The 20,414-nt window shown below is 63.2% G+C and carries 16 protein-coding genes; 6 read left to right on the top strand and 10 right to left on the bottom strand.

Annotation, left to right across the window (positions count from 1 at the left end; genetic code table 11):
• Window positions 1-162: 162 nt before the first annotated feature.
• The 3 genes from DUPY_RS09720 to DUPY_RS09710 form a co-directional block, all read right to left on the bottom strand.
• Window positions 163-1,026, bottom strand: a complete 864-nt coding sequence (locus DUPY_RS09720; protein WP_070247618.1) for an extracellular catalytic domain type 1 short-chain-length polyhydroxyalkanoate depolymerase — start codon at window positions 1,024-1,026, stop codon at window positions 163-165.
• A gap of 75 nt (window positions 1,027-1,101) precedes the next feature.
• Window positions 1,102-2,403, bottom strand: coding sequence for a sensor histidine kinase (locus tag DUPY_RS09715; protein WP_070247617.1), 1,302 nt, complete (start codon window positions 2,401-2,403; stop codon window positions 1,102-1,104).
• On the bottom strand, window positions 2,396-3,097 hold the full coding sequence (locus DUPY_RS09710; RefSeq protein WP_070247616.1) for a response regulator transcription factor: 702 nt from the start codon (window positions 3,095-3,097) through the stop codon (window positions 2,396-2,398). The genes DUPY_RS09715 and DUPY_RS09710 overlap by 8 nt, the downstream gene beginning before the upstream one ends.
• Window positions 3,098-3,162: 65 nt before the next feature.
• Here DUPY_RS09710 and DUPY_RS09705 point away from each other — a divergent pair, with 65 nt between their 5' ends.
• From DUPY_RS09705 to proX, 4 genes are all read left to right on the top strand, one after another.
• Complete coding sequence (locus DUPY_RS09705; protein ID WP_070247615.1) at window positions 3,163-3,810, top strand: VOC family protein; 648 nt, start codon at window positions 3,163-3,165, stop codon at window positions 3,808-3,810.
• Between the two features lie 429 nt (window positions 3,811-4,239).
• The gene (proV, locus tag DUPY_RS09700) at window positions 4,240-5,475 is read left to right on the top strand and encodes a glycine betaine/L-proline ABC transporter ATP-binding protein ProV (protein WP_070247614.1); all 1,236 of its coding nucleotides are present in this window, start codon (window positions 4,240-4,242) and stop codon (window positions 5,473-5,475) included.
• Entirely contained in the window at window positions 5,472-6,623 is a 1,152-nt protein-coding gene (proW, locus tag DUPY_RS09695; protein ID WP_070247613.1) for a glycine betaine/L-proline ABC transporter permease ProW, read from the top strand. The genes proV and proW overlap by 4 nt, the downstream gene beginning before the upstream one ends.
• 12 nt (window positions 6,624-6,635) lie before the next feature.
• The gene (gene proX, locus DUPY_RS09690) at window positions 6,636-7,685 is read left to right on the top strand and encodes a glycine betaine/L-proline ABC transporter substrate-binding protein ProX (RefSeq protein WP_141749488.1); all 1,050 of its coding nucleotides are present in this window, start codon (window positions 6,636-6,638) and stop codon (window positions 7,683-7,685) included.
• Window positions 7,686-7,702: 17 nt separating this feature from the next.
• On the opposite strand, the gene DUPY_RS09685 is transcribed toward proX, so the two are convergent.
• The 7 genes from DUPY_RS09685 to DUPY_RS09655 all read right to left on the bottom strand — a co-directional run bounded on the left by DUPY_RS09685 (window position 7,703) and on the right by DUPY_RS09655 (window position 18,104).
• Window positions 7,703-8,629, bottom strand: a complete 927-nt coding sequence (locus DUPY_RS09685) for a response regulator transcription factor (RefSeq protein ID WP_070247612.1) — start codon at window positions 8,627-8,629, stop codon at window positions 7,703-7,705.
• Window positions 8,619-12,044 carry a hybrid sensor histidine kinase/response regulator gene (locus DUPY_RS09680; RefSeq protein WP_070247611.1) on the bottom strand — a complete coding sequence of 1,142 codons (3,426 nt, stop codon included), beginning with the start codon at window positions 12,042-12,044 and terminating at the stop codon, window positions 8,619-8,621. Before DUPY_RS09680 ends, DUPY_RS09685 begins: the two co-directional genes overlap by 11 nt.
• A 41-nt stretch (window positions 12,045-12,085) precedes the next feature.
• On the bottom strand, window positions 12,086-12,757 hold the full coding sequence (locus DUPY_RS09675; protein WP_070247636.1) for a flagellar brake protein: 672 nt from the start codon (window positions 12,755-12,757) through the stop codon (window positions 12,086-12,088).
• A 209-nt stretch (window positions 12,758-12,966) separates the two neighbouring features.
• Window positions 12,967-13,716: a pseudouridine synthase gene (locus DUPY_RS09670; RefSeq protein ID WP_208600019.1), complete on the bottom strand. Its 750-nt coding sequence runs from the start codon at window positions 13,714-13,716 to the stop codon at window positions 12,967-12,969.
• Window positions 13,717-13,753: 37 nt separating this feature from the next.
• Window positions 13,754-16,321 (bottom strand): [protein-PII] uridylyltransferase, encoded by a 2,568-nt coding sequence (locus tag DUPY_RS09665; RefSeq protein WP_070247609.1) that lies wholly within the window; start codon window positions 16,319-16,321, stop codon window positions 13,754-13,756.
• A 6-nt stretch (window positions 16,322-16,327) separates the two neighbouring features.
• Window positions 16,328-17,140, bottom strand: coding sequence for a type I methionyl aminopeptidase (gene map, locus DUPY_RS09660; protein ID WP_070247608.1), 813 nt, complete (start codon window positions 17,138-17,140; stop codon window positions 16,328-16,330).
• Between the two features lie 187 nt (window positions 17,141-17,327).
• Window positions 17,328-18,104 carry an MHFG family PEP-CTERM protein gene (locus tag DUPY_RS09655; RefSeq protein ID WP_070247607.1) on the bottom strand — a complete coding sequence of 259 codons (777 nt, stop codon included), beginning with the start codon at window positions 18,102-18,104 and terminating at the stop codon, window positions 17,328-17,330.
• Between the two features lie 402 nt (window positions 18,105-18,506).
• Here DUPY_RS09655 and rpsB point away from each other — a divergent pair, with 402 nt between their 5' ends.
• Both rpsB and tsf read left to right on the top strand, forming a co-directional pair.
• On the top strand, window positions 18,507-19,256 hold the full coding sequence (gene rpsB, locus DUPY_RS09650; protein ID WP_019919692.1) for a 30S ribosomal protein S2: 750 nt from the start codon (window positions 18,507-18,509) through the stop codon (window positions 19,254-19,256).
• Window positions 19,257-19,405: 149 nt separating this feature from the next.
• Entirely contained in the window at window positions 19,406-20,317 is a 912-nt protein-coding gene (gene tsf, locus DUPY_RS09645) for a translation elongation factor Ts (RefSeq protein ID WP_070247606.1), read from the top strand.
• Window positions 20,318-20,414 lie beyond the last annotated feature (97 nt).

Below are 20,414 nucleotides of genomic sequence, written 5' to 3'. Positions count from 1 at the left end.
CTCACTGTCGTCCAACCGCTGGGCCCGAGGAATCCCCCTGTCCCTCACCTGACCCAAATTCGAGGGTCAGTGCCGACATTCGGACATTTTTGAACTTCTCTGTTGTTGTTAACTTCAACGAAAAAGTTCCGTAATGTCCGAATGTCGGCACTGACCCTGAAGTTAAAGGTGGTGCTGGCTGAAGAATTGCCAGATGGTTTCGTTGGCGTCGATGGTGGTGGTGGTTTTGCCGATGGGCAGGCCGATGTTGAAGGGATCGGCGCCGGGCCAGGTGTGACCGCCTTCGCGGATGGTGGCGAGCGCCACGCGCTGGCGGCCGTTGCCTTGCTCTTGCCAGGTGACGTCTGCGCCGATGTTCGCCGTTTTCGTCTCGCCTGCGGTAATGCCGTTGCGCTCGAGCCAGTAGGTGTAGGTCGCTGGCGCCGACAGGTAGCCGGTGGCCTTGCCGGCGTAAGCCACTACCTGGTCGGCGGTGCCGTGCAGCTGAAGTACGCCCACCTTGCCACGACTGGTGTGGTAGGCGATGACAGGTTCCGGCATCGGTGCGCCCACCGAGGCGACCGCGGCGAACAGCTGCGGCAATTCGGCGGCGAGGCGTAGCGCGAAGAAGCCGCCGCGCGACAGGCCTGTGGCGTACACGCGTTGATCATCGACCCTGTAATCCTGCTTGAGCTTAGCCAGCAGCGCCTGCGTAAAGCCGATATCGTCGGTGCCGTCCTGGTACGACATGCCGAAGCCCACGTTCCAGTCCTGTTTGACGCCCGCTGGATATACCACGATGAAATCGTGGCGGTCAGCCGCGCGGTTCATTTGCGTGTACAGCATCTGCTCGGCCATGGTCATGCCGCCGCCGTGGAAGTTGAACACGACCGGGTAGACCTTGTGCGGCTGCTGGCCGTAAGACGGCGGCGTGTAGACCAGGTAGCGGCGCTTTTCCTCCATGTGCACCAGCGACTTGACTTGCGCCAGGGCGGCGGCGGGCAGGGCGGTGCAGGCGATCAGGAACAGGCTGACGAGAATTTTCATGTGCGACTCCGGGGTGTTTAATGGAGACCGCAGCATGCAGGGGCGCCGGTGAAATGCAGGTGAAGTTTGCCGGATTTATTGGTCGCGTGGCGTTGCTCCAGGCGTGATGGCCACGCGGTAGCCGTCGTCAACCGCGTCGAAAGCGATCTGCCACTGCATGGCTGCCGCGATGCGTCGCAGCAGGTGCTGGCCGTGGCGGAAGCCCTGGACAGCGGCAGGATGTTGCAGCGCTACCGTGTTGGTGATGGCGAGCGCGCCGGCCGAGAATTCAAGTTGCAGGCGGCAGTGGGCGCCGCCGTGGAAGACGGCGTTGCGCAGGCAGTTGTCGAGCAGGAGGCTGCACAGGTGTCGGTTGCCTGTTACCGGCAGTCGGTCCGGCAGCGACAATGCCAGGCCTTCGGCGTCCCAGCCTTCGTCCTCGATCAGCCGCAGCAGCCGTTCTTCGGCCAGGGCGCGCAGATCGAATGGAGTGGCGGCGATGTGCTCGGCGCGTGCCAGTGCAAACAGCACATCCACCGTCCCGCGCATTTCAGCGACGCCCGCGCGCAGCTGTTCCGCGTCCGCGCGGACAAGTACGGCATTGGCGCCAGCGGCTGTGACGCCAGCACCGGCAGCAGTCGCAGTCGCGCCGCCATCAATGTCACCGCCGCGCGCCAGCACATTGTGCATCACGGTCAGCGGCGTGCGCAGCTCGTGCCCCACATCGCGGGTAAAGTCATGCTCGCGTCGCAGCGCCGCGTGCAGGTCGTCGATGGTGGCGCCCAGCCGGTCGGCCAGGTAACCGATTTCGTCGCGCCGGCCGCTGGCGCTGAACCGGATCGCCGCACCTGGCGCTGCCAAGGAGACCGCGCGCACTTCCCGCGCCAGCACCTGCAACGGCGCCACCAGCCTGCGCGACAGCAGGTAGGCCAACAGCAGCGCCACCGCCAGCAGGCCGAGCGCCACTGCTGTGAGAAAGCCGCCAACCTCCTGGAACAGTTTGGCCACCACCAGCACCGCGCCAACTTCGGCCACCAGGTACACCCGTTGTCCACTTGAAGATGTCCCCAGGTCCAGCGTGCGGAGGTGGTAGTGTTGTCCGGTGTCGGTGGCGATTTCGGCGCGCTCACGACCGGCCATGACTGCTTCTTCAACGACGTCCGGCAGATCTGCCATGCTGCGGTACAAACGGATCAGCGTCAAATCCGGCGGCTTGATGTCGCCATGCTGGTGAAAATGCATGGCAACGCCGTCAGCCTCGCGCGCCAGCAGCCGATCGACCAGCATGTCTTCGGTAACATATGAAATGACCACCGCCAGCACCGTGTAGCACACGCAGATCAGCAACGTGAAGCCGGCCAGGGCGGCGAACAGGCCGTGGCGGATCGACCTAAACATCGCCGCCGTTCGCGAAAGCCAGGCGGTAGCCCAACTGTGGAATCGTGACGATGATGTCTGGCGCGCCAGCGAGTTCGAGCTGCCTGCGCAGCGCGTACAGGTGCGACTTCAGGGCGTCGCTGTCCGGTGGATGGTCGCCCCACAGCGCGTGGATCAGCGCCGAGCGGGCCACCGCGTGCGGGTACGCTTCGCACAACAGCGACAGCACGCGGAACCCGGTGTGGGTAAGCGTGACCGGCGCGCCGTAGCACAGCGCGCGCCGCTCGCGCAGGTACAGCGTGAGCGGACCCGCCGTGGTCTGCTGGTCGCGGTGCAGTGCATTGCGGCGGGCCAGCGCTTCGCAGCGCAGCGCCAGTTCGCGCAGGTCGAACGGCTTGGTCACGTAATCGTCGGCGCCGCCGTGGAATCCCTGCGCCTTGTCTTCGAACGCGTCGCGCGCGGTGAGCATCAGCACCGGCACATTGCGCGCCGCCCGCGCCTTGATCGCGCGGCAAACGTCCAGTCCATCGATGTCGGGCAGGTTGAGGTCGAGCAGGACGACGTCATAGATATTGGTGGTCGCCAGTTCGACCGCCAGCGCACCGGTGCCTGCATGGTCGGCCTGCCACGCCAGTCCCTCGAGGAAGCCCACGACCTGGCGTGTGATGATTGGGTGGTCTTCGACGACCAGGATGGACAGGGACGGTCGGTGCATAACGGCGCAGGAAGTGAAATTGGTAGCGCGATGATATCCTGTCGCGACTGATGAAAGGCTATCCCATGGAACTGGACCACCTGTTTATTCGCGCACTGCCCGGCGCACCCGAAGCGCAACTGCTGCTCGCTGCAGGCCTGCTGGAGGGCAGCGGCAACCGTCACCCCGGCCAGGGCACGGCCAACCGCCGCTTCTTCTTCGAGAACGCCTTTCTCGAACTGCTGTGGATAGACGACGAGGCCGAGGTGTGCAGCGAAGCCACTGCGCGCACGCAACTGGCGCAGCGGCTCGGTGGCGCCAACGATGCGTCGCCGTTCGGCGTGTGCTTCCGGCCGTCGCCCACCGAGCAAGGCGTGCCATTTTCGACATGGGCTTACCGCCCTGGCTATCTGCCGGCCGGCATGCAGGTGGACATCGCCGACGACGCGCCGTTGGAGGAGCCGATGTGGTTCTACCTCGAGGAGGGCAGCGCGCCGGACCATGCACCGGCGGCGAGGCGCCAGCCGATGATCCATACGGCCGGCGTGCGACGTATCACATCCGTGACCATTACGCTGCCTGCGCAACCGCCATATTCCGACGCGGCTCAGGCCAGCGACGTTGTAACGCTCAGGCAAGGGGACGAGCACCTGATGGAGATCTGCTGCGACCATGGTGCAGCTGGCAAACGCTTCGATTGCCGTCCCGGCGTGCCGCTGGTCATGACATATTGATACCAAAAGATGGCCTATTGGCAGCAACCAAAACGTTAAACCAGTCTCATGTATATGTCACGGTATGTGCGCTGACTAACATTGCTAGCACGTTTCAAGCCGGAAAGCTATTGGACAAGCGCACTTTTTCTTGCTATAATTGATGCATATTTACAACAGCTGTAACAAGCAGTAAGCAAAAGTAGCGACCACGCTACACATTGTTTTTCACCTCTGCCGTGAGAAGCAATCGATGGGCTCTCCGCCCAAGTTCAGGTTACCTGGCGCCATGTAGTTTCGGCGCCCGCCCCCTAATACGTCACTTGCTTGCGTGCGCCTCGCGCCGCGACATCGCCGACGGAATTCGCTTTGAATTCGCAATATTGCGCCCGCCGCAGCCGCAAGGCTTGCAGCGCTTCATCCATTCGTCCATCGAGGGAGAACCACGACGTGGCTAAACAAATTATTATCGATCATGTATTCAAGGTCTTCGGCGACAAGCCGGAAGAAGCACTGGCCATGGTCCGCCAGGGCGCCAGCAAGCAGGACATCCTGGCCGAAACCGAATGCACCATCGGCGTTTTCGACGCCACCTTCACCATCGAAGCGGGCGAGATCTTCGTCATCATGGGCCTGTCCGGTTCGGGCAAGTCCACCCTGGTGCGCATGCTCAACCGCCTGATCGAGCCCACTGACGGCCGCATCATGATCGATGGGAACGACATCAACACGCTGCCCGATAAAGAGCTGCGCGCGCTGCGCCGCAAGGACATCAGCATGGTGTTCCAGTCGTTTGCGCTGCTGCCGCAGATCACGGTGCTGGAAAATACCGGCTTCGGCATGGAGCTCGCCGGCATTCCCAAGGACGAACGCAATACCGCGTCCCTGCAGGCGCTCGAGCAGGTGGGCCTGGCCGGTTACGGCGCCAGCTACCCGGACGAACTGTCCGGCGGCATGCAGCAGCGCGTGGGCCTGGCCCGGGCGCTGGCCTGCGATCCGTCGATCCTGTTGATGGACGAAGCGTTTTCGGCGCTCGATCCGATCATGCGCACCGAGATGCAGTCCGAGCTGCTGCGCCTGCAGCAGATCAAGCGCCGCACCATCGTCTTCATTTCGCACGATCTCGATGAAGCGATGCGCATTGGCGACCGCGTGGCCATCATGAAGGACGGCCACGTGGTGCAGGTGGGCACGCCGGAAGAAATTCTGCGCAAACCCGCCAACGACTACGTGCGCAACTTCGTGCGCGGTGTCGATGCGGCGGCCGTGTTCAAGGCCGGCGATATCGCCCGCAAGAGCCAGATCGTGGTGTCGGAGTCGCCGACCCGTGGTTCGCGCGCCGCGCTGTCGATGCTCGAAGAGCAGGATCGCGCCTACGCCTACGTGGTCAGCCCGCAGAAGAAATTCATGGGCGTGGTGTCGGCCGATTCGTTGCGCACGGCGCTCGACGGCCATATCGGTCCGCTGGGCCTGGCCCACGCCTACCTGCCCGACGTGCCCACCATCGATGCCGATGAGCCGGTGGCCGGCCTGTTCGGCCAGGTGGCGCAACTGCCGTATGCCGTGCCCGTCGTGGCCAACGACGGCAGCTTCCGCGGCGCCATCAGCAAGACCACCTTGCTGAAGTTCCTCGACCGCGACACGCCGCCGATTGCCGAACCACTTGCACAGAAAGGACAAGCATGAAATTAGCTAACCCCGCCGATACCGTCACCGCCGCGAATGCCGCGAACGCGACCACTGCCGCGCAACCAGCCGTAGAACAAGCCGCCCAGATCAACCCGTGGCTGCCGCAGCCTCCGACCGACACCTCGTGGTTGGATGCCGCCGCGCCGGCCGCCGCACCGGCGCACGCCACCGGTTTCCATGTCTCGCAGATCTTCGACGGTTCGCTGCCGCTCGAGGCGTGGATCAACCAGGGCCTGGGCTGGGTGGTGGCCAATTTCCGGCCGTTCTTCCAGGCCGTACGCGCGCCGATCGACGCCACCCTGACCGGCGTCAGCGACGTGCTGCTGGCCGCGCCCGCGCTGGCGGTGATCGCCATCGTGGGCGTGCTGGCCTGGCAGTTCACCAGCCGCGCGCTGGCCATTGGCACCGTGCTGGCGCTGCTGGTCGTCTCCATGCTGGGCATCTGGCCCGAGGCGATGATCACGCTGTCGCTGGTGCTGACGTCACTGGCATTCTGTTTGATCATCGGCCTGCCGCTGGGGATTTTCCTGGCCAGCAGCGACCGCGCCCAGAACCTGTTGCGCCCATTATTGGACGCGATGCAGACCACGCCCGCTTTTGTGTACCTGGTACCGGTGGTGATGTTGTTCGGTATCGGTAACGCCCCTGGCGTGATCGTCACCATCATCTTCGCCTTGCCGCCGCTGGTGCGCCTGACCAACCTCGGTATTCGCCAGGTGCGTCCCGACCTGATCGAAGCGGCGCGTGCCTACGGCGCTTCGCCGTGGCAGCTGCTCACCCGGGTGCAGTTTCCGCTGGCGATGCCGTCGATTATGGCTGGTATCAACCAGTCGCTGATGCTGTCGCTGTCGATGGTGGTGATCGCCTCGATGATCGCTGTCGGTGGCCTGGGCCAGATGGTCTTGCGCGGTATCGGCCGTCTCGATATGGGTCTCGCCACCGTCGGTGGTCTCGGCATCGTGCTGCTGGCCATTACGCTCGACCGCCTGACGCAGGCCATGGGCCAGCCGCGCCGTGGCGTACGCCACTGGTACCAGACCGGCCCGGCCGGCCTGGTGATGCGCCTGGTGCGCCGCGAGCCGGCAGCGGTGCCGGCGCCAGCGCCGTTGCACGACAAGGCGCCAGCGCAGCTGGCCCCACAATAAGAAAGGAACTCCATGAATCAAGTCGAACAATTCAAACAAACCCGCAAGTCGCAACGCAAGTTCCAGTGGTTTTCGTTCCTCGGCATTGCCGCCATGGTGCTGGGCACCAGCCTGGCGATGGCGCAAACGCCTGCCGCTGATTTGCCCGGCAAGGGCATCAAGGTGCAGGCGCTGCAAAGCTCGATCGCGGAAGAGACTTTCCAGACCATGCTGGTCGAGCGCGCGCTGGAAAAGCTCGGCTACGAAATCCTGCCGATCAAGGAAGTCGAGTATCCGACCGCGCACATCGCGATTGCCAACGGCGACGCCACGTTCCTGGCGGTGCACTGGGACCCGCTGCACAAGGATTATTACGATAACGCCGGCGGCGACGCCAAGTTGGTGCGCCTGGGCAAGTACGCCGGTCCCGCCGCCCAGGGCTACCTGATCGACAAGGCCACCGCCGACAAGTACCACATCACCAATATCGACCAGCTGCGCGACCCGAAGATCGCCAAGCTGTTCGACCACGACGGCGACGGCAAGGCCGACCTGACCGGCTGCAATCCGGGCTGGGGCTGCGAGGCGATGATCGAGAACCACATGGACGCCTACAAGCTGCGCGCTACCGTGCAGCACGTGCAGGGCAGTTATTCGGCGCTGATCGCCGACACCATCGGCCGCTACAAGCGCGGCGAACCGATCCTGTACTACACGTGGACCCCTTACTGGGTCAGTGGCGTGCTGGTGCCGGGCAAGGACGTGGTGTGGTTGCAGGTGCCGTTTTCGTCCAACCCGGACAGGACCAACACCCGCATGGAGGACGGCAGCGATTACGGCTTCGCGGTCAACACCACGCGCATCGTGGTCAACCGCGCCTGGGCCGGCAAGAACCCGGCAGCGGTGAAACTGTTCGAGGTGATGCGCCTGCCGATTGGCGACATCAACGCGCAAAATGAACGCATGCGCACCGGCCAGAACACCCAGGCCGACATCGCCCGTCACACGGCCGGCTGGATCAAGTTCCACCAGCAGCAGTTCGATGGCTGGATCGCCGAGGCCAGGGCCGCAGCCAAGCCTTGAGCCTTGAGCTTTAAACTTTAAACCACCTCTTCGCCGCGCCCTGTGCCATGCAGCTTGGTGATGGCCAGCGCGGCGGCCGAGGTGCGTGTCTCCACCCCCAGTTTGACGAACACGTGTTCCAGGTGCTTGTTGACGGTGCGCGGGCTGGTGCCGAGGATTTCGCCGATATCACGGTTGGTCTTGCCCTTGACCAGCCAGTTCAACACTTCCGATTCGCGCTGCGTCAGCTTGAAGGCCGCCATCAGTTTTTCGATCTGGGCCGTGTCCGATTCTTCGCGCAGCACGATCATCCATTGTTCGTCTTCGCTGTATTCAGCCGCCGAAAAGATCAGCCGCCGGGCGCCGCGTAACAAGGTCAGCGGCGGGTGCGCCTGGCCCCTGGCGTGCGCTTCCTGCGTCGCCGCCAGCCATTCCGGCAATTCCTTCTCCACCGCGTAACCTTGCATCAGCGTGCGCGCCAGCGGCGTTTGCCAGACGATCTTGCCGTGCTGCGGCGACATGGCGATCACCGCATTGCCGAAGGCGTCCAGCGCGCTGCGGGCCTGGTCCATCAGGCGTGCGGTCTGGCGATGCGCGGCGATGCGCGCCATCACTTCGCTGGTGCGCACCGGCTTGGTCACGTAGTCGTTGCCGCCCGCTTCGAAGGCGGCCACCACGTGCTCCGACTCGGTCAACCCGGTCATGAACACGACCGGGATGTGGCGCGTGGCCAGGTTCGCTTTCAACCGGCGGCAGGTCTCGAAACCGTCCATGCCGGGCATCATGGCGTCGAGCAGGACGATGTCCGGCTGCGCCTCGGCCGCGCGGATCAGGGCCACTTCGCCGCCGTTGGCCACCAGCACGGTGTAGCCCGATTCGTCGAGCGCGTCGTGCAGCACGGCCAGGTTCTCGGGCACGTCGTCCACCACCAGGACGATGCCCGGTGCCGCAGGATTAAAGTTCATGGTCTTTGCTCTTTCGGATAAATTCTGCCATCAGGTCCAGCTGGAAGCGCGCGGCGTGGCCGCGCAGGATGTCGGTAAAGGCGCGGTAGCGGGTATCGAGCGCATCGATCTCGTCGAGCCGCGCCTTGATGCCGCGCACGTAGCCGATGCGCACCAGCTCCGCCAGCGCGGACAGGTGTTCGTCCGGCGGCAGCACCAGCGCCGCGGATGGTGATGCGGCCGGCGCTGCCGCAGGCTCCACGGTGGTCCACTCCAGCGCCAGGCGGCGGCCGAGCCAGTCGAGCAGTTCGGCGATATTGACCGGCTTGACGATGAAGTCGTCGGCGGTGATGCCGGCCGCGTTGTCCATGCCCTTGTCGAAGGCGTTGGCCGAGACGATGGCAATCGGGGCTTGCGAATTATGGCGGCGGCGCAGCACGTAGCTGGTTTCCCAACCGTCCATGCCGGGCATGGCCAAGTCCATCAGCACCACGTGCGGCTCGAACGACGCGTGCAGGTCGATGCCTTCCAGTCCCGACGCGGCCTGCGCCACCTCGAAGCCCAGCGGCGTGAGGATATCGACCAGCAGTTCGCGGTCCACCTGCTCGTTGTCGACCACCAGCACGCGCCGGCGCGGGCCCAGATAGCCGTTGCGCTGGCGCGGCGGCGCCAGCGTCTCGGCCAGCGCCTTGCCGGCCACGTGCACGCTGGGCAGGAACAGCCGCACGTGGAAGGTGCTGCCGGCGCCAACAGTGCTGCGGATGCGCATCTCGCCACCCATCAGTTGCGTCAGCATGCGCGAGATCGGCAGCCCCAGTCCCGTGCCGCCGGCATTGGCCTGGGCGCTGGCGCTGCCGCGCGTAAACGGTTCGAAGATGTGGTCGAGTTCTTCCTGCAGGATGCCGGGGCCGGTGTCTTCGATCTCGAACGAGGCGATTTCGCGCGCGTAGCGCAGCCGCATCGTCACGCTGCCTGCGCTGGTGAACTTGACCGCGTTGCCCAGCACATTGATCAGGATTTGCCCGAGGCGCTTGCGGTCGGAGCGCACCACGCGCGGCAGGGCCCCGGTCAGTTCGTACCGGAAGCTCAAGCCCTTGTTGGCGGCCTGCAGTTCGAACATGCGCACCAGCTGGCCGATAAACTCGGGGAAGTCGATCTCGCGCGTGGCAAAGGTCAGCTTGCCGCCTTCGATGCGGGCGATATCGAGCGTGCCTTCGATCAGCGACAGCAGGTGTTCGCCGCTGCTGCGGATCACCCGCACGGCCTGCTGGCGGTGGGCGGGAATGGCCGGGTCGTTGTCGAGCAGCTGGGCGTAGCCGAGGATGCCGTTCAATGGCGTGCGGATCTCGTGGCTGATACCGGCGATGTAGCGGCTCTTGGCCTGGTTGGCCTGCTCGGCGGTCTTGCGCGCTTCTTCGGCGATCTTGCGCGCCTGCTGCAGCTGGGCGTCGGTCTCGTTGTGCAGCGCGATTTCGCGCGTGAGCAGCCCGGTCTGGCGGTTCGACGCCTCCTGCGCCACGCGCCGGCTTTCGCTGGTCAGCACCAGCCACCAGGCCACGATGCCCGAGGCCAGCAACAGTGCGGCAAACACTTTTACGAAGGCCAGCCGCAGTTGCGGCAGCAGCGTGGCGTCCGGCAGCACCGACTGCTCGTGGTAATACAACAGTCCCAGCAAAGCGCCCAGGAACAGCACGGTGACGATCATCAGGAGCAGGTAGTGTCCGAGCCCGTTGCTCAGGTAGCGCCAGGTCGCTTGCGGCAGCATGGCGCGCATCGCTTGCTGCCACTGGGCGGACACGCGCGCGTGGGGCTTGCAGGCGTCGTTGCAGCGCGCGTCCAGGCAGCAGCACAGCGAGCAGATCGAGCCCTGGTAGGCCGGGCAATGCGCCATGTCTTCGGACTCGTACTCCTTTTCGCAGATCACGCAGGTGCGCGACTGGACCTGCGGCGCCGCGCGCGCCGTGTAGTACTTGCCGCGCGTGGCCAGCGCGATCAGCGGCGAAGTGATAAAGGCGGTCACCAGTGCGATAAACGCCGAAAATGCCTGCGCCTGCACGCCGAATGCACCCATGAAGGCAGCCACCGACAGCATCGACGCCAGCACCATGGCGCCGACGCCCACCGGGTTGATGTCGTACAAATAGGCCCGGCGGAACTCGATGCCCTTGGGGCTCAGCCCCAGCGGCTTGTTGATCACCAGGTCGGCCACCACAGCGGTAATCCACGAGATGGCGATGTTGGAATACAGCCCCAGCACCTGGTCGAGCGCCTGGAACACGTCCAGTTCCATCAGCAGCACGGCGATCAGCGCATTGAACACGGCCCACACCACGCGGCCCGGGTGGCTGTGCGTGAGGCGCGCAAAAAAATTCGACCACGCCAGCGAGCCGGCGTAGGCGTTGGTCATGTTGATCTTGATCTGCGAGATCACCACCAGCACGGTGGTGGCCAGGAGCGCCAGTTGCGGATGCTCGAACACCAGGCCGAAACCGGTCAGGTACATGTGGGTGGGATTGACCGCCTGCTCGAGCGGCACGGCTGCGCGGATGGCCAGAAAGGCCAGCAATGCGCCCCCGAGCATCTTGGCGATGCCGAGCAGGATCCAGCCCGGGCCGGCGATCAGCACGCCGAAGTGCCAGCGCCAGCGGTTCTGCGGTGTCCTGGGCGGCATGAAGCGCAGGAAGTCCACCTGCTCGCCGATTTGCGTGATCAGCGCCACGCCCACCGCCGTGGCAGCGCCAAAGGCCAGCATGTTGAAGCGGCCGTGCTGGCCCGGTTGGCCGTGTTGGCCGGCGTAGTCGAACAGCTGCGGCAGCAACTCGGGCTGCTTGTGCAGGATGGCGATGAAGGGCAGCGCCATCAGGATCAGCCACACCGGCTGCGTGAGCATCTGGATGCGGCTGATCAGGGTCACGCCGTGGGTGACCAGCGGGATCACCACCAGCGCGCTGACCAGGTAGCCGAGGTAGAGCGGCAGGCCGAAATACAGTTCCAGTGCATAGGCCATGATGGCCGCTTCCAGCGCGAACAGGATGAACGTAAACGACGCATAGACGAACGACGAGATGGTCGAGCCGATGTAGCCGAAGCCGGCGCCGCGCGTCAGCAGATCCATGTCCACGCCGTAGGTGGCGGCGTAGTAGCTGATCGGCAGGCCGGTGGCGAAGATGATCAGGCCCACGGCCAGGATCGCCCACAGGGCGTTGACGAAACCGTAGTTGACGGCGATGGTGCCGCCGATGGCCTCCAGAACCAGGAACGAGATGGCCCCGAACGCGGTGTTCGAGACGCGAAAGATCGACCAGCGCCGGAACGAGCGCGGCGTGTAGCGCAGCGCGTAGTCTTCGATAGTTTCGCTGGCCACCCAGGTGTTGTAGTCGCGGCGGATCTTGATGATGCGCTGGGCGGGTTCGGTCGCAGTTTCGCTTGTCGTCATGACGAACTATCAAGCAAAAAGCGTGCCCAGGTAAAACGTGGCTAGCGCTGGCGGGTGGCGTTCAGTTCCTGCAGTTTGCGTGTCAGTTCTTCCTGCATTGCCGGCGACAGGTTGATGAACTGGCAGCCGATCTGCACCTGCTCGCCCAGCAGGAACGAGCGGAAAGTGCGCGACAGGCGTACTGCGAGGTCGGCGATCATCACCGTATCGGGGCCGAGTTCGAGCCGCACCCGCTGCAGCTTGCGGCCCACGTGCAGGCCCACGGTATCGCGCGGGGGCGCGCGCATGCCCACGCCGCCGGCGGAAAAATCGTAGAGCTGCAATTCGTACGGCTTGCCGTTCAACACGAACGACGCCATGTAGTAGATGCCGAGCGGGGTTTCCAGCCGCGTCGACGAGCGCCGGTTGAGCACCTGGCAGCGCAGCGGGAAGTCGAGCGGAATGATGGTCGGCTGGTCCGGCACAGGAGTCCAGTTGTCGTAGGCCAGCTTGAACTGCATCTTGGACGAGCGCAGCCAGGCAACAAAGGTCGCTTCGCCGGGCGGAATGAATTCGCCCTCGTTCAATTCGAGAGTGAAGTGGGGCAGTTCTGGATGAACCGACAGGATACGGCCGAGCACCACGTTCGTGCTCGATGCCGGATGGATCGACACCGGGTCGCCATTTTGCGCCAGCAACGACAGCGCTTCCGCAATGTCATGCTCGTCGCTCATTTCATGCGGCTGGGAGCCGGGCGGCATCGGTTCCACCGCGTCTTTCAGCAGCGGCGGCCCACGGCGCATGTCATTCGGTATAGGATCGTTCACGACGGCATATCTCTTCACTAACGTCACTGTGCGGGGTCGGATCGCACAGTGTATATTTTATTGCTGCATTTGGCTTGCGTTTTGGCAAGTTTTTTTGACCGGTTGTGCAAAATTGCTTAAAACTGTTCGTCGGGACGCAGGTAACGCCACTCGCCGACCGGCAGATCGCCGAGCTTGACTTTGCCGATGCGCACGCGTTTCAAGCCGATCACTTTCAAGCCCACCATGTCGCACATGCGGCGAATCTGGCGTTTTTTACCTTCGCGCAGGGTAAAACTGAGCTGGTCGTCGTTCTGCCAGCGCACCTTGGCCGGCTGCAAGGCTTTGCCATCCATCCACAGGCCGTGGTTGAGTTTTTTCAGGTCGCTGTCGGGCAGCTTGCCCGGCTTGGTGTATTCGACGCGCACCAGGTATTCCTTGTCGACGTCGGTAGTCTCGCCGATCAGGTGCTTGGCCACGCGGCCGTCCTGCGTCAGCACCAGCAGGCCCACCGAGTCGATGTCGAGGCGGCCGGCCGGCACCAGCGAGCGCAATTGCGTCGGATGGAACTGCTCGGGCGACGGGTCTTCGGCCCAGCGGTTTTCCGGCTTGATCAGCACCACCGCCGGCTGGTAGCCGTCTTCGGCCTGGCCGCTCACATAGCCCATCGGCTTGTTGATCAGCACCGTGACGCGCTTCGATTGCTCGGCGGCGGCCTGCCGCTCGACCGATACGCGCTGGCTCGGATAAATCTTGGTGCCCAGCTCGGACACCACCTTGCCATCGACGCGCACCCAGCCGCGCGCAATCCATTCGTCGGCTTCGCGGCGCGAGCACAGGCCCAGTTCGGACATGCGTTTGGACAGGCGTAATAATTCTTCTGACATGATGCTCTTTATAAAGTGATAGTTGACGACCTGCGTGCTAGACCTTCATGGCGTCGAGCAGGTCGGTTTCCAGTTGCAGCTGGTTGCGCGGGTTGCCCAGCGCGGCGCCATCGATCAGGAACACGTCTTCCACCCGCTCGCCCAGGGTCATCACCTTGGCCGTGTGCAGGTTGAGGCGGTACTTGGCCAGCACGTTGGCGATCGCGTACAGCAGGCCGGCGCGGTCGTTGGCGGCGATCGACAGCAGGTAGTACTGGCCCCGTTCGTCCGGGCGCAGATCGACCGTCGGCTGCATCGGGAACGTGCGCGACAGGCGCGACAGCCGGCCCTTGCCCGGCGGCGACAGCGGCTCGGGGTGGGTGAGGGCGCCGCACAGTTCGTGCTCGATCAGGTTGATGATGTCGCGGTAGCTCTTGGCGAAATTCTGCTCGGTCACCAGGAAGGTATCGAGCGCGTAGCCGTGGCGCGTGGTGTGGATCTTGGCGTCGAGGATGCTGAAGTTCTTGCGGTCGAAGTACGAGCAGATGCGCGCGAACAGGTCGGGCTGGTCGCGCAGGTACACGGCGATCTGCAGGCCTTCGCCAATCGGCGCCAGGCGGCACTTGACCACCGGCTGCTCGCTGTTGAACTTGTCGTACAGCGCGCGGGTTTGCCAGGCGATGTCGGAGGCGTCGTGGCGCAGGAAGTACGCGACGTCGAGCTGCTTCCAGAACGCCAGGTGGGCGTCCGGCGCCAGTCCGTACAGGCGCAGCGTGGCCAGTGCTTCCTGCTGCCGGTTTTGCAGTTCGTGGTCGGCGCTGTGCGGCTGGCCACCCAGCACGCGCAGGGTGATCCGGTACAGGTCCTCGAGCAGCTTGGCCTTCCAGGCATTCCACACCTTCGGGCTGGTGCCACGGATGTCGGCTACCGTCAGCAGGTACAGCGCGGTCAGATGGCGTTCGTCGCCCACCTTGCGGGCAAAGGCGGCAATCACGTCGGGGTCGGACAGGTCCTGCTTTTGCGCCACCTGCGACATGTCGAGGTGGTGCTCGACCAGGAACGACACCAGTTCGGTGTCGGCGTCGTTCATGCCGTGGTCGCGGCAGAACTGTTCGGCATCGACGCGGCCCAGGGTGGAGTGGTCGCCGCCACGGCCCTTGGCGATATCGTGGAACAGCGCGCCCAGGTAAAGCAGCCAGGGTTGGCCGAAGTTGGCCATCAGCTGGCTGCAGAACGGGTATTCGTGCGCGTGTTCGGCCATCGAGAAGCGGCGCATATTGCGCACCACCATCAGGATGTGCTGGTCCACCGTGTACACGTGGAACAGGTCGTGCTGCATCTGGCCGACGATCTTGCGGAAGTTGGGCAGGTAGCGGCCCAGGATCGACAGGTCGTTCATGCGCCGCAGCGCGTGGATGATGCCCTTGGGCGCCTGCAAAATACGCAGGAACAGCGCGCGGTTGGCCGGATCGGCGCGGAAGGCGGCGTCGATCAGGAACCGCTCGTTCCACAGCGCGCGCATGGTGCGCGAGGTCATGCCCTTGAGCGAAGGACGCTCGGTCATCAACAGGAAAATTTCGAGGATGGCCGACGGCGTCTGGGTAAACGTGTCGTCGTCGCGCATGTCGATCAGGCCGTTGACGTCGTTGAAGCGGGCGTTGATCTGCACCGCGTGCTCTTCGCGCGGGAACAGCCGTTCCTCGATGTTTTGCAGCAGGATGGTGTTGAGCTGGGTAACTGCCTTGGCGGCCCAGTAGTAGCGCTGCATCAGGTATTCGCTGGCGCGGCGCATCTCCACGCCCGCGCCGGTGTTTTCCAGGCCCAGCGACTCGGCAATCGCCGTCTGCACATCGAACACCAGGCGATCTTCGCGCCGCCCCGCGTGCAGGTGCAGGCGCACCCGGATATCCTTGAAGGCGCGCTCTTTTTCCATCAGTCCCTTGGCTTCGGCTTGCGTCACCAGGCCGCTGGTGGCCAGCGTGCGCCACGAGTTGGCCAGGCCCGCCGCCTTGACCAGCCACAGGATCACCTGCAAGTCGCGCAGGCCGCCCGGGCTTTCCTTGCAGTTCGGCTCCAGGCTGAAGGCCGTGTCTTCGTACTTGGCGTGGCGCTGGCGCATTTCCAGCAGCTTGGCCTGGAAGAAGGCCTGCGGGTCCATGGCCGCGCTGTAGCGCGCCTGCAGCTGCTCGAACAGCGGCTCGTCGCCGCAGATCAGGCGCGCCTCGAGCAGGCTGGTTTGCACCGTGATGTCGGCCTTCGACTCGGACAGGCATTCATCGACGGTGCGGATGCTGCTGCCGATTTCCAGGCCGAGATCCCACAGCAGCTGCACCAGTCCTTCGAGCTTTTCGGTGGTGGCCGCGTCGGGCGCGTGGTCGAGCAGGATCAGGAGATCGACATCGGAATACGGGAACAACTCGCCGCGGCCGTAGCCGCCCACGCCGACCAGCGCCGTGTTGGCGGGCAGGCGCGCATGGTGCCAGGCTTCGGTCAGCACCGCGTCCACGCTCTGGCGCAGGCTGCGCAGCAGCTTTTCCGGCATGCCATCAGTGCGGAACGTGCCGATGATGACCTGGCGTTCGGCTTTCAGCTGCGCTTTGAGGCGTTCGCGGATTTCCTTGTCCATGGAGTTTTACTTGGCGGCGTTGGTGATGAAGGCTGGCGGCGGCGGGCTGCCGGCCGACAGCGTGAGCACTTCGTAGCCGGTCTCGGTCACCAGGATCATGTGTTCCCACTGTGCCGACAGGCTGCGGTCCTTGGTCTTGATGGTCCAGCCGTCGCCCATTTCGCGGATTTCGCGCTTGCCGGCGTTGATCATCGGCTCGATGGTGAAGATCATGCCGGCCTTGAGTTCTTCCAGCGTGCCCGGTTTGCCATAGTGGAGCACCTGCGGCTCTTCGTGGAATACCTTGCCGATGCCGTGGCCGCAGAACTCGCGCACCACGCTGTAGCCGGCTTTTTCGGCGTGTTGCTGGATGGCGTGGCCGATGTCGCCGAGGTGGGCGCCCGGTTTCACCTGCGCGATGCCGAGCCACATGCACTCGTAGGTAATTTCGGATAGACGCTTGGTCATGATTGACGGCTCGCCGATCAGGAACATGCGGCTGTTGTCGCCGTGGTAGCCGTCCTTGATGACGGTGATGTCGAGGTTGACCGAGTCGCCGCTTTTCAGGACCTTGTCGCCGGGGATGCCGTGGCAGATGACGTCGTTGACCGACGTGCAGATGGCCTTGGGGTAGGGCGTGTAGCCGGGCGGGCTGTAGTTGAGCGGCGCCGGGATGGTGCCTTGCACATTGGTCATGTATTCGTGGCACAGGCGATCGAGTTCGCCGGTGGTCACGCCGGCCTTGACGAACGGCGTGATGTAGTCGAGCACTTCGGAGCCGAGGCGGCCGGCAATGCGCATGCCTTCGATGTCTTCGGCGGATTTGATGGATATGGACATAGTTAAGCTGGGTATTCTATGGAGGAGTGCGGAACGAGCGCGGACAGCAAGCGGACCTGGGTCTGCTCGCTGTTTGCTAATAGTGTGGAATTATAGACGACGCGTGCGCGGGTTGGCAGGTTGTCGGGCCGGTGGCCCCGGCCAGGCTAAGACTAAGAACTAAGAACTAAGAACTAAGAACTAAGAACTAAGAGTCGCGCCGGCGGCGGCGCGCGATGCAACCCATCAGGCCCAGGCCGACCAGCAGCATGGCCCAGGTTTCGGCTTCGGGTACCGCCGCGACCGGCACATCTTCGCGCGGGGGCGTGATGCCGCCGAGCTGGCGTGGCTTCAACGGCGCGCGGGTGGGGTATCCGGAGAGCGGCTCCCAGCCCGGTAGCGGGAAGTTTGACGCGCCGCTCAGCAAGGGCGGCGTCTCCGCCCTTTGTTGCTCCTGCGCATCGTAAAGCCCGAGCTCGTAGGTGCCGACGTGGTCGGTCCAGTCGAATACCGTCGTCGTTTCCAGTTCGCGTTCCGGTGTTGGCATGGCGGTGGGGGCCATCGCGGTGGGCTCATCTGTATCGCGCCGGGTGATGCGGCTGACGTTGCCGCAGATCTCGGGCACCAGGATGCAGTGGCTGTCGGCGCAATACACGGCGCCGGGCTCGACGCGCGCGGCGCTCCACTTGGCGCGGCTGACCGTGCCGCACACCTTGTCTTTGCCAAAATGCATGTCGCGGATGGCGGCGCCGTAGCGATGCTTGCCCTCGATGGCGTCGCGCTTGATGGCCACCATTTCGTCCGGGTTGCCGTATTGCAGCCGGTACTTGAGCCTGGTGCGCACTTTTTCCGGCAAGTCCTTGTAGCGGTCGACTGCCGCCTGCGCCGTGCCAGTGTAGGGATTGGCGCCGGGGTTGTCCCAGGAGCAGTCGACCGGCGTGGTGGCGGCAGCGGCGGCAAGGGCAATGGCGAACAGGGCGGACATGGGTGTCTCCAGAAACGGCAACTGTAGCAATGGTGAAATATTGCCAACAGTAATTATAATATGGTAACTTAGTTGGTTCCCGGATAATATTACAAGGAAATTACCTTTGTATATTTATTTTTGACGAAAGTCATGTTTTGGTGCGTCATCGCTCATTTGCGCAACAGATTGGTGCGTGGCGATGTGAGGGTGCACCAGGATGTGGCGCAGGGGAGCTGGGCGAGCGGCGCTTGCCAGGAAACCACGTTCGGGGATATAATCTCGGGTTGCTTGAATCCGCTTTGAGCAATGCAGTAAAAAATCACTTATTTTCGTTAATAAACTCGAATCCGATCGACAAGGGTGCCTGGCGTAACAACCGGGTCACTGGTCGGATTCCAGACCCAACCCTGGAGTTAAAAAATGTCCGTAACTATGCGCGAAATGCTGGAAGCCGGTGTCCACTTCGGTCACCAAACCCGTTTCTGGAACCCAAAGATGGCACCGTTCATCTTCGGTCACCGCAACAAGATCCATATCATCAACTTGGAAAAGACGATGGGTATGTATCAAGAAGCGATGAAGCATGTTAAGCAAGTAGCTGCAAGCCGTGGCACCATCCTGATGGTCGGCACCAAGCGCCAGGCACGCGACATCATCGCTGCTGAAGCTGCACGCGCAGGCGTTCCTTTCGTTGACCAGCGCTGGCTCGGCGGCATGCTGACCAACTTCAAAACCATCAAAACCTCGATCAAGCGTCTGAAAGACATGGAAGCCCAGGTTGAAGACGGTTCGGTTGAGAAGCTGTCGAAAAAAGAAGCGCTGATGTTCCAACGCGAAATCGTCAAGCTGCAAAAAGCAATCGGTGGCATCAAGGACATGGGCGGCGTTCCTGACGCAATCTTCGTCGTTGACGTCGGCTACCACAAGGGCGCCATCACCGAAGCCGCAAAACTGGGCATCCCGGTTATCGGCGTGGTCGATACCAACCACTCGCCAGAAGGCGTGAAGTTCGTCATTCCAGGTAACGATGACTCGTCGAAAGCAATCACCCTGTACGCACGTGGTGTTGCCGACGCGATCCTGGAAGGCCGTGCTGCTGCCGGTAACGAAGTAGTTGAAATGGTTAAAGCCGCCGCCGGCGACGAATTCGTCGAAGTCGAGCAAGCTTAATTGTTTGAAGTTGGCTTGAGGGGTACATTCCCTTCATGCTGGCTGAAAGAAAAAGGGGTGGCCACCAGCTCCCCCTTTTTTTTAACATCAATGGGTTAGAGCCATAACGGTTCCCCATCCCCCGAATACCGAACAACAGGAGAAAACACATGGCAGCGATTACAGCAGCAATGGTAGGCGAACTGCGCGCGAAAACCGACGCGCCGATGATGGAATGCAAAAAAGCACTGACCGAAGCCGAAGGCGACATGGGTCGTGCTGAAGAGATCCTGCGCGTCAAGCTGGGCGGCAAGGCATCGAAAGCATCGTCGCGCGTGACCGCCGAAGGCGTGGTTGCCAGCTTCATCAACGGCGGCGTAGGCGCCCTGGTGGAAGTGAACTCGGAAACCGACTTCGTTGCGAAAAACGACGACTTCCTGGCCCTGGCCGCCAACGCTGCCAAGCTGGTAGCCGAACACAACCCGGCCGACGTCGCTGCCCTGCTGGCCCTGCCAGCTGGCAACGGCCAGACCCTGGACGAAGTGCGCGCTGCCCTGATCGGCAAAATCGGCGAAAACATGTCGATCCGTCGCTTCCAGCGTTTTGAAACCACCGCCAAGCTGGCGTCGTACCTGCACGGCGCGCGCATCGGCGTGATCGTCGAGTTCGACGGCGCCGACGAACAGGTCGGTAAAGACGTTGCCATGCACATCGCCGCGATGAAGCCAGTCGCGCTGTCGTCGGACAACGTGCCAGCCGAACTGATCGAAAAAGAGCGTTCGGTGGCGAAACTGAAGGCCGATGAAGATGCCGCCGCAGCCGTTGCTGCCGGCAAGCCAGTACAGCCTGCCGACATCGTCGCCAAGCGCCTGGAAGGTTCGGTACAGAAGTACCTGAAAGAAGTATCGCTGCTGAACCAGGCTTTCGTGAAAAACGACAAGCAATCGATCGAGCAGATGCTGAAAGAAAAAGCTACCACGGTTAAATCGTTCACCATGTACGTGGTGGGCGAGGGCATCGAGAAGAAGGTAGACGACTTCGCAGCAGAAGTGGCCGCTCAAATGGCCGCGATCCAGGGTTAATCACCCTGCAAGTTAAAAAACGGGCCGCGAGGCCCGTTTTTTTAGCCTGACCCTGTAATATTAATTCTAAAGCAACAGTCGCGCTGCCGCCGTCGTC

Origin of the sequence: Duganella phyllosphaerae (genome assembly GCF_001758785.1) — a bacterium.
Taxonomy (GTDB): Bacteria; Pseudomonadota; Gammaproteobacteria; order Burkholderiales; family Burkholderiaceae_D; genus Rugamonas; species Rugamonas phyllosphaerae.
Note: the sequence above shows the minus strand (reverse complement) of the source record. Positions and strands in the feature narration are given on the sequence as shown.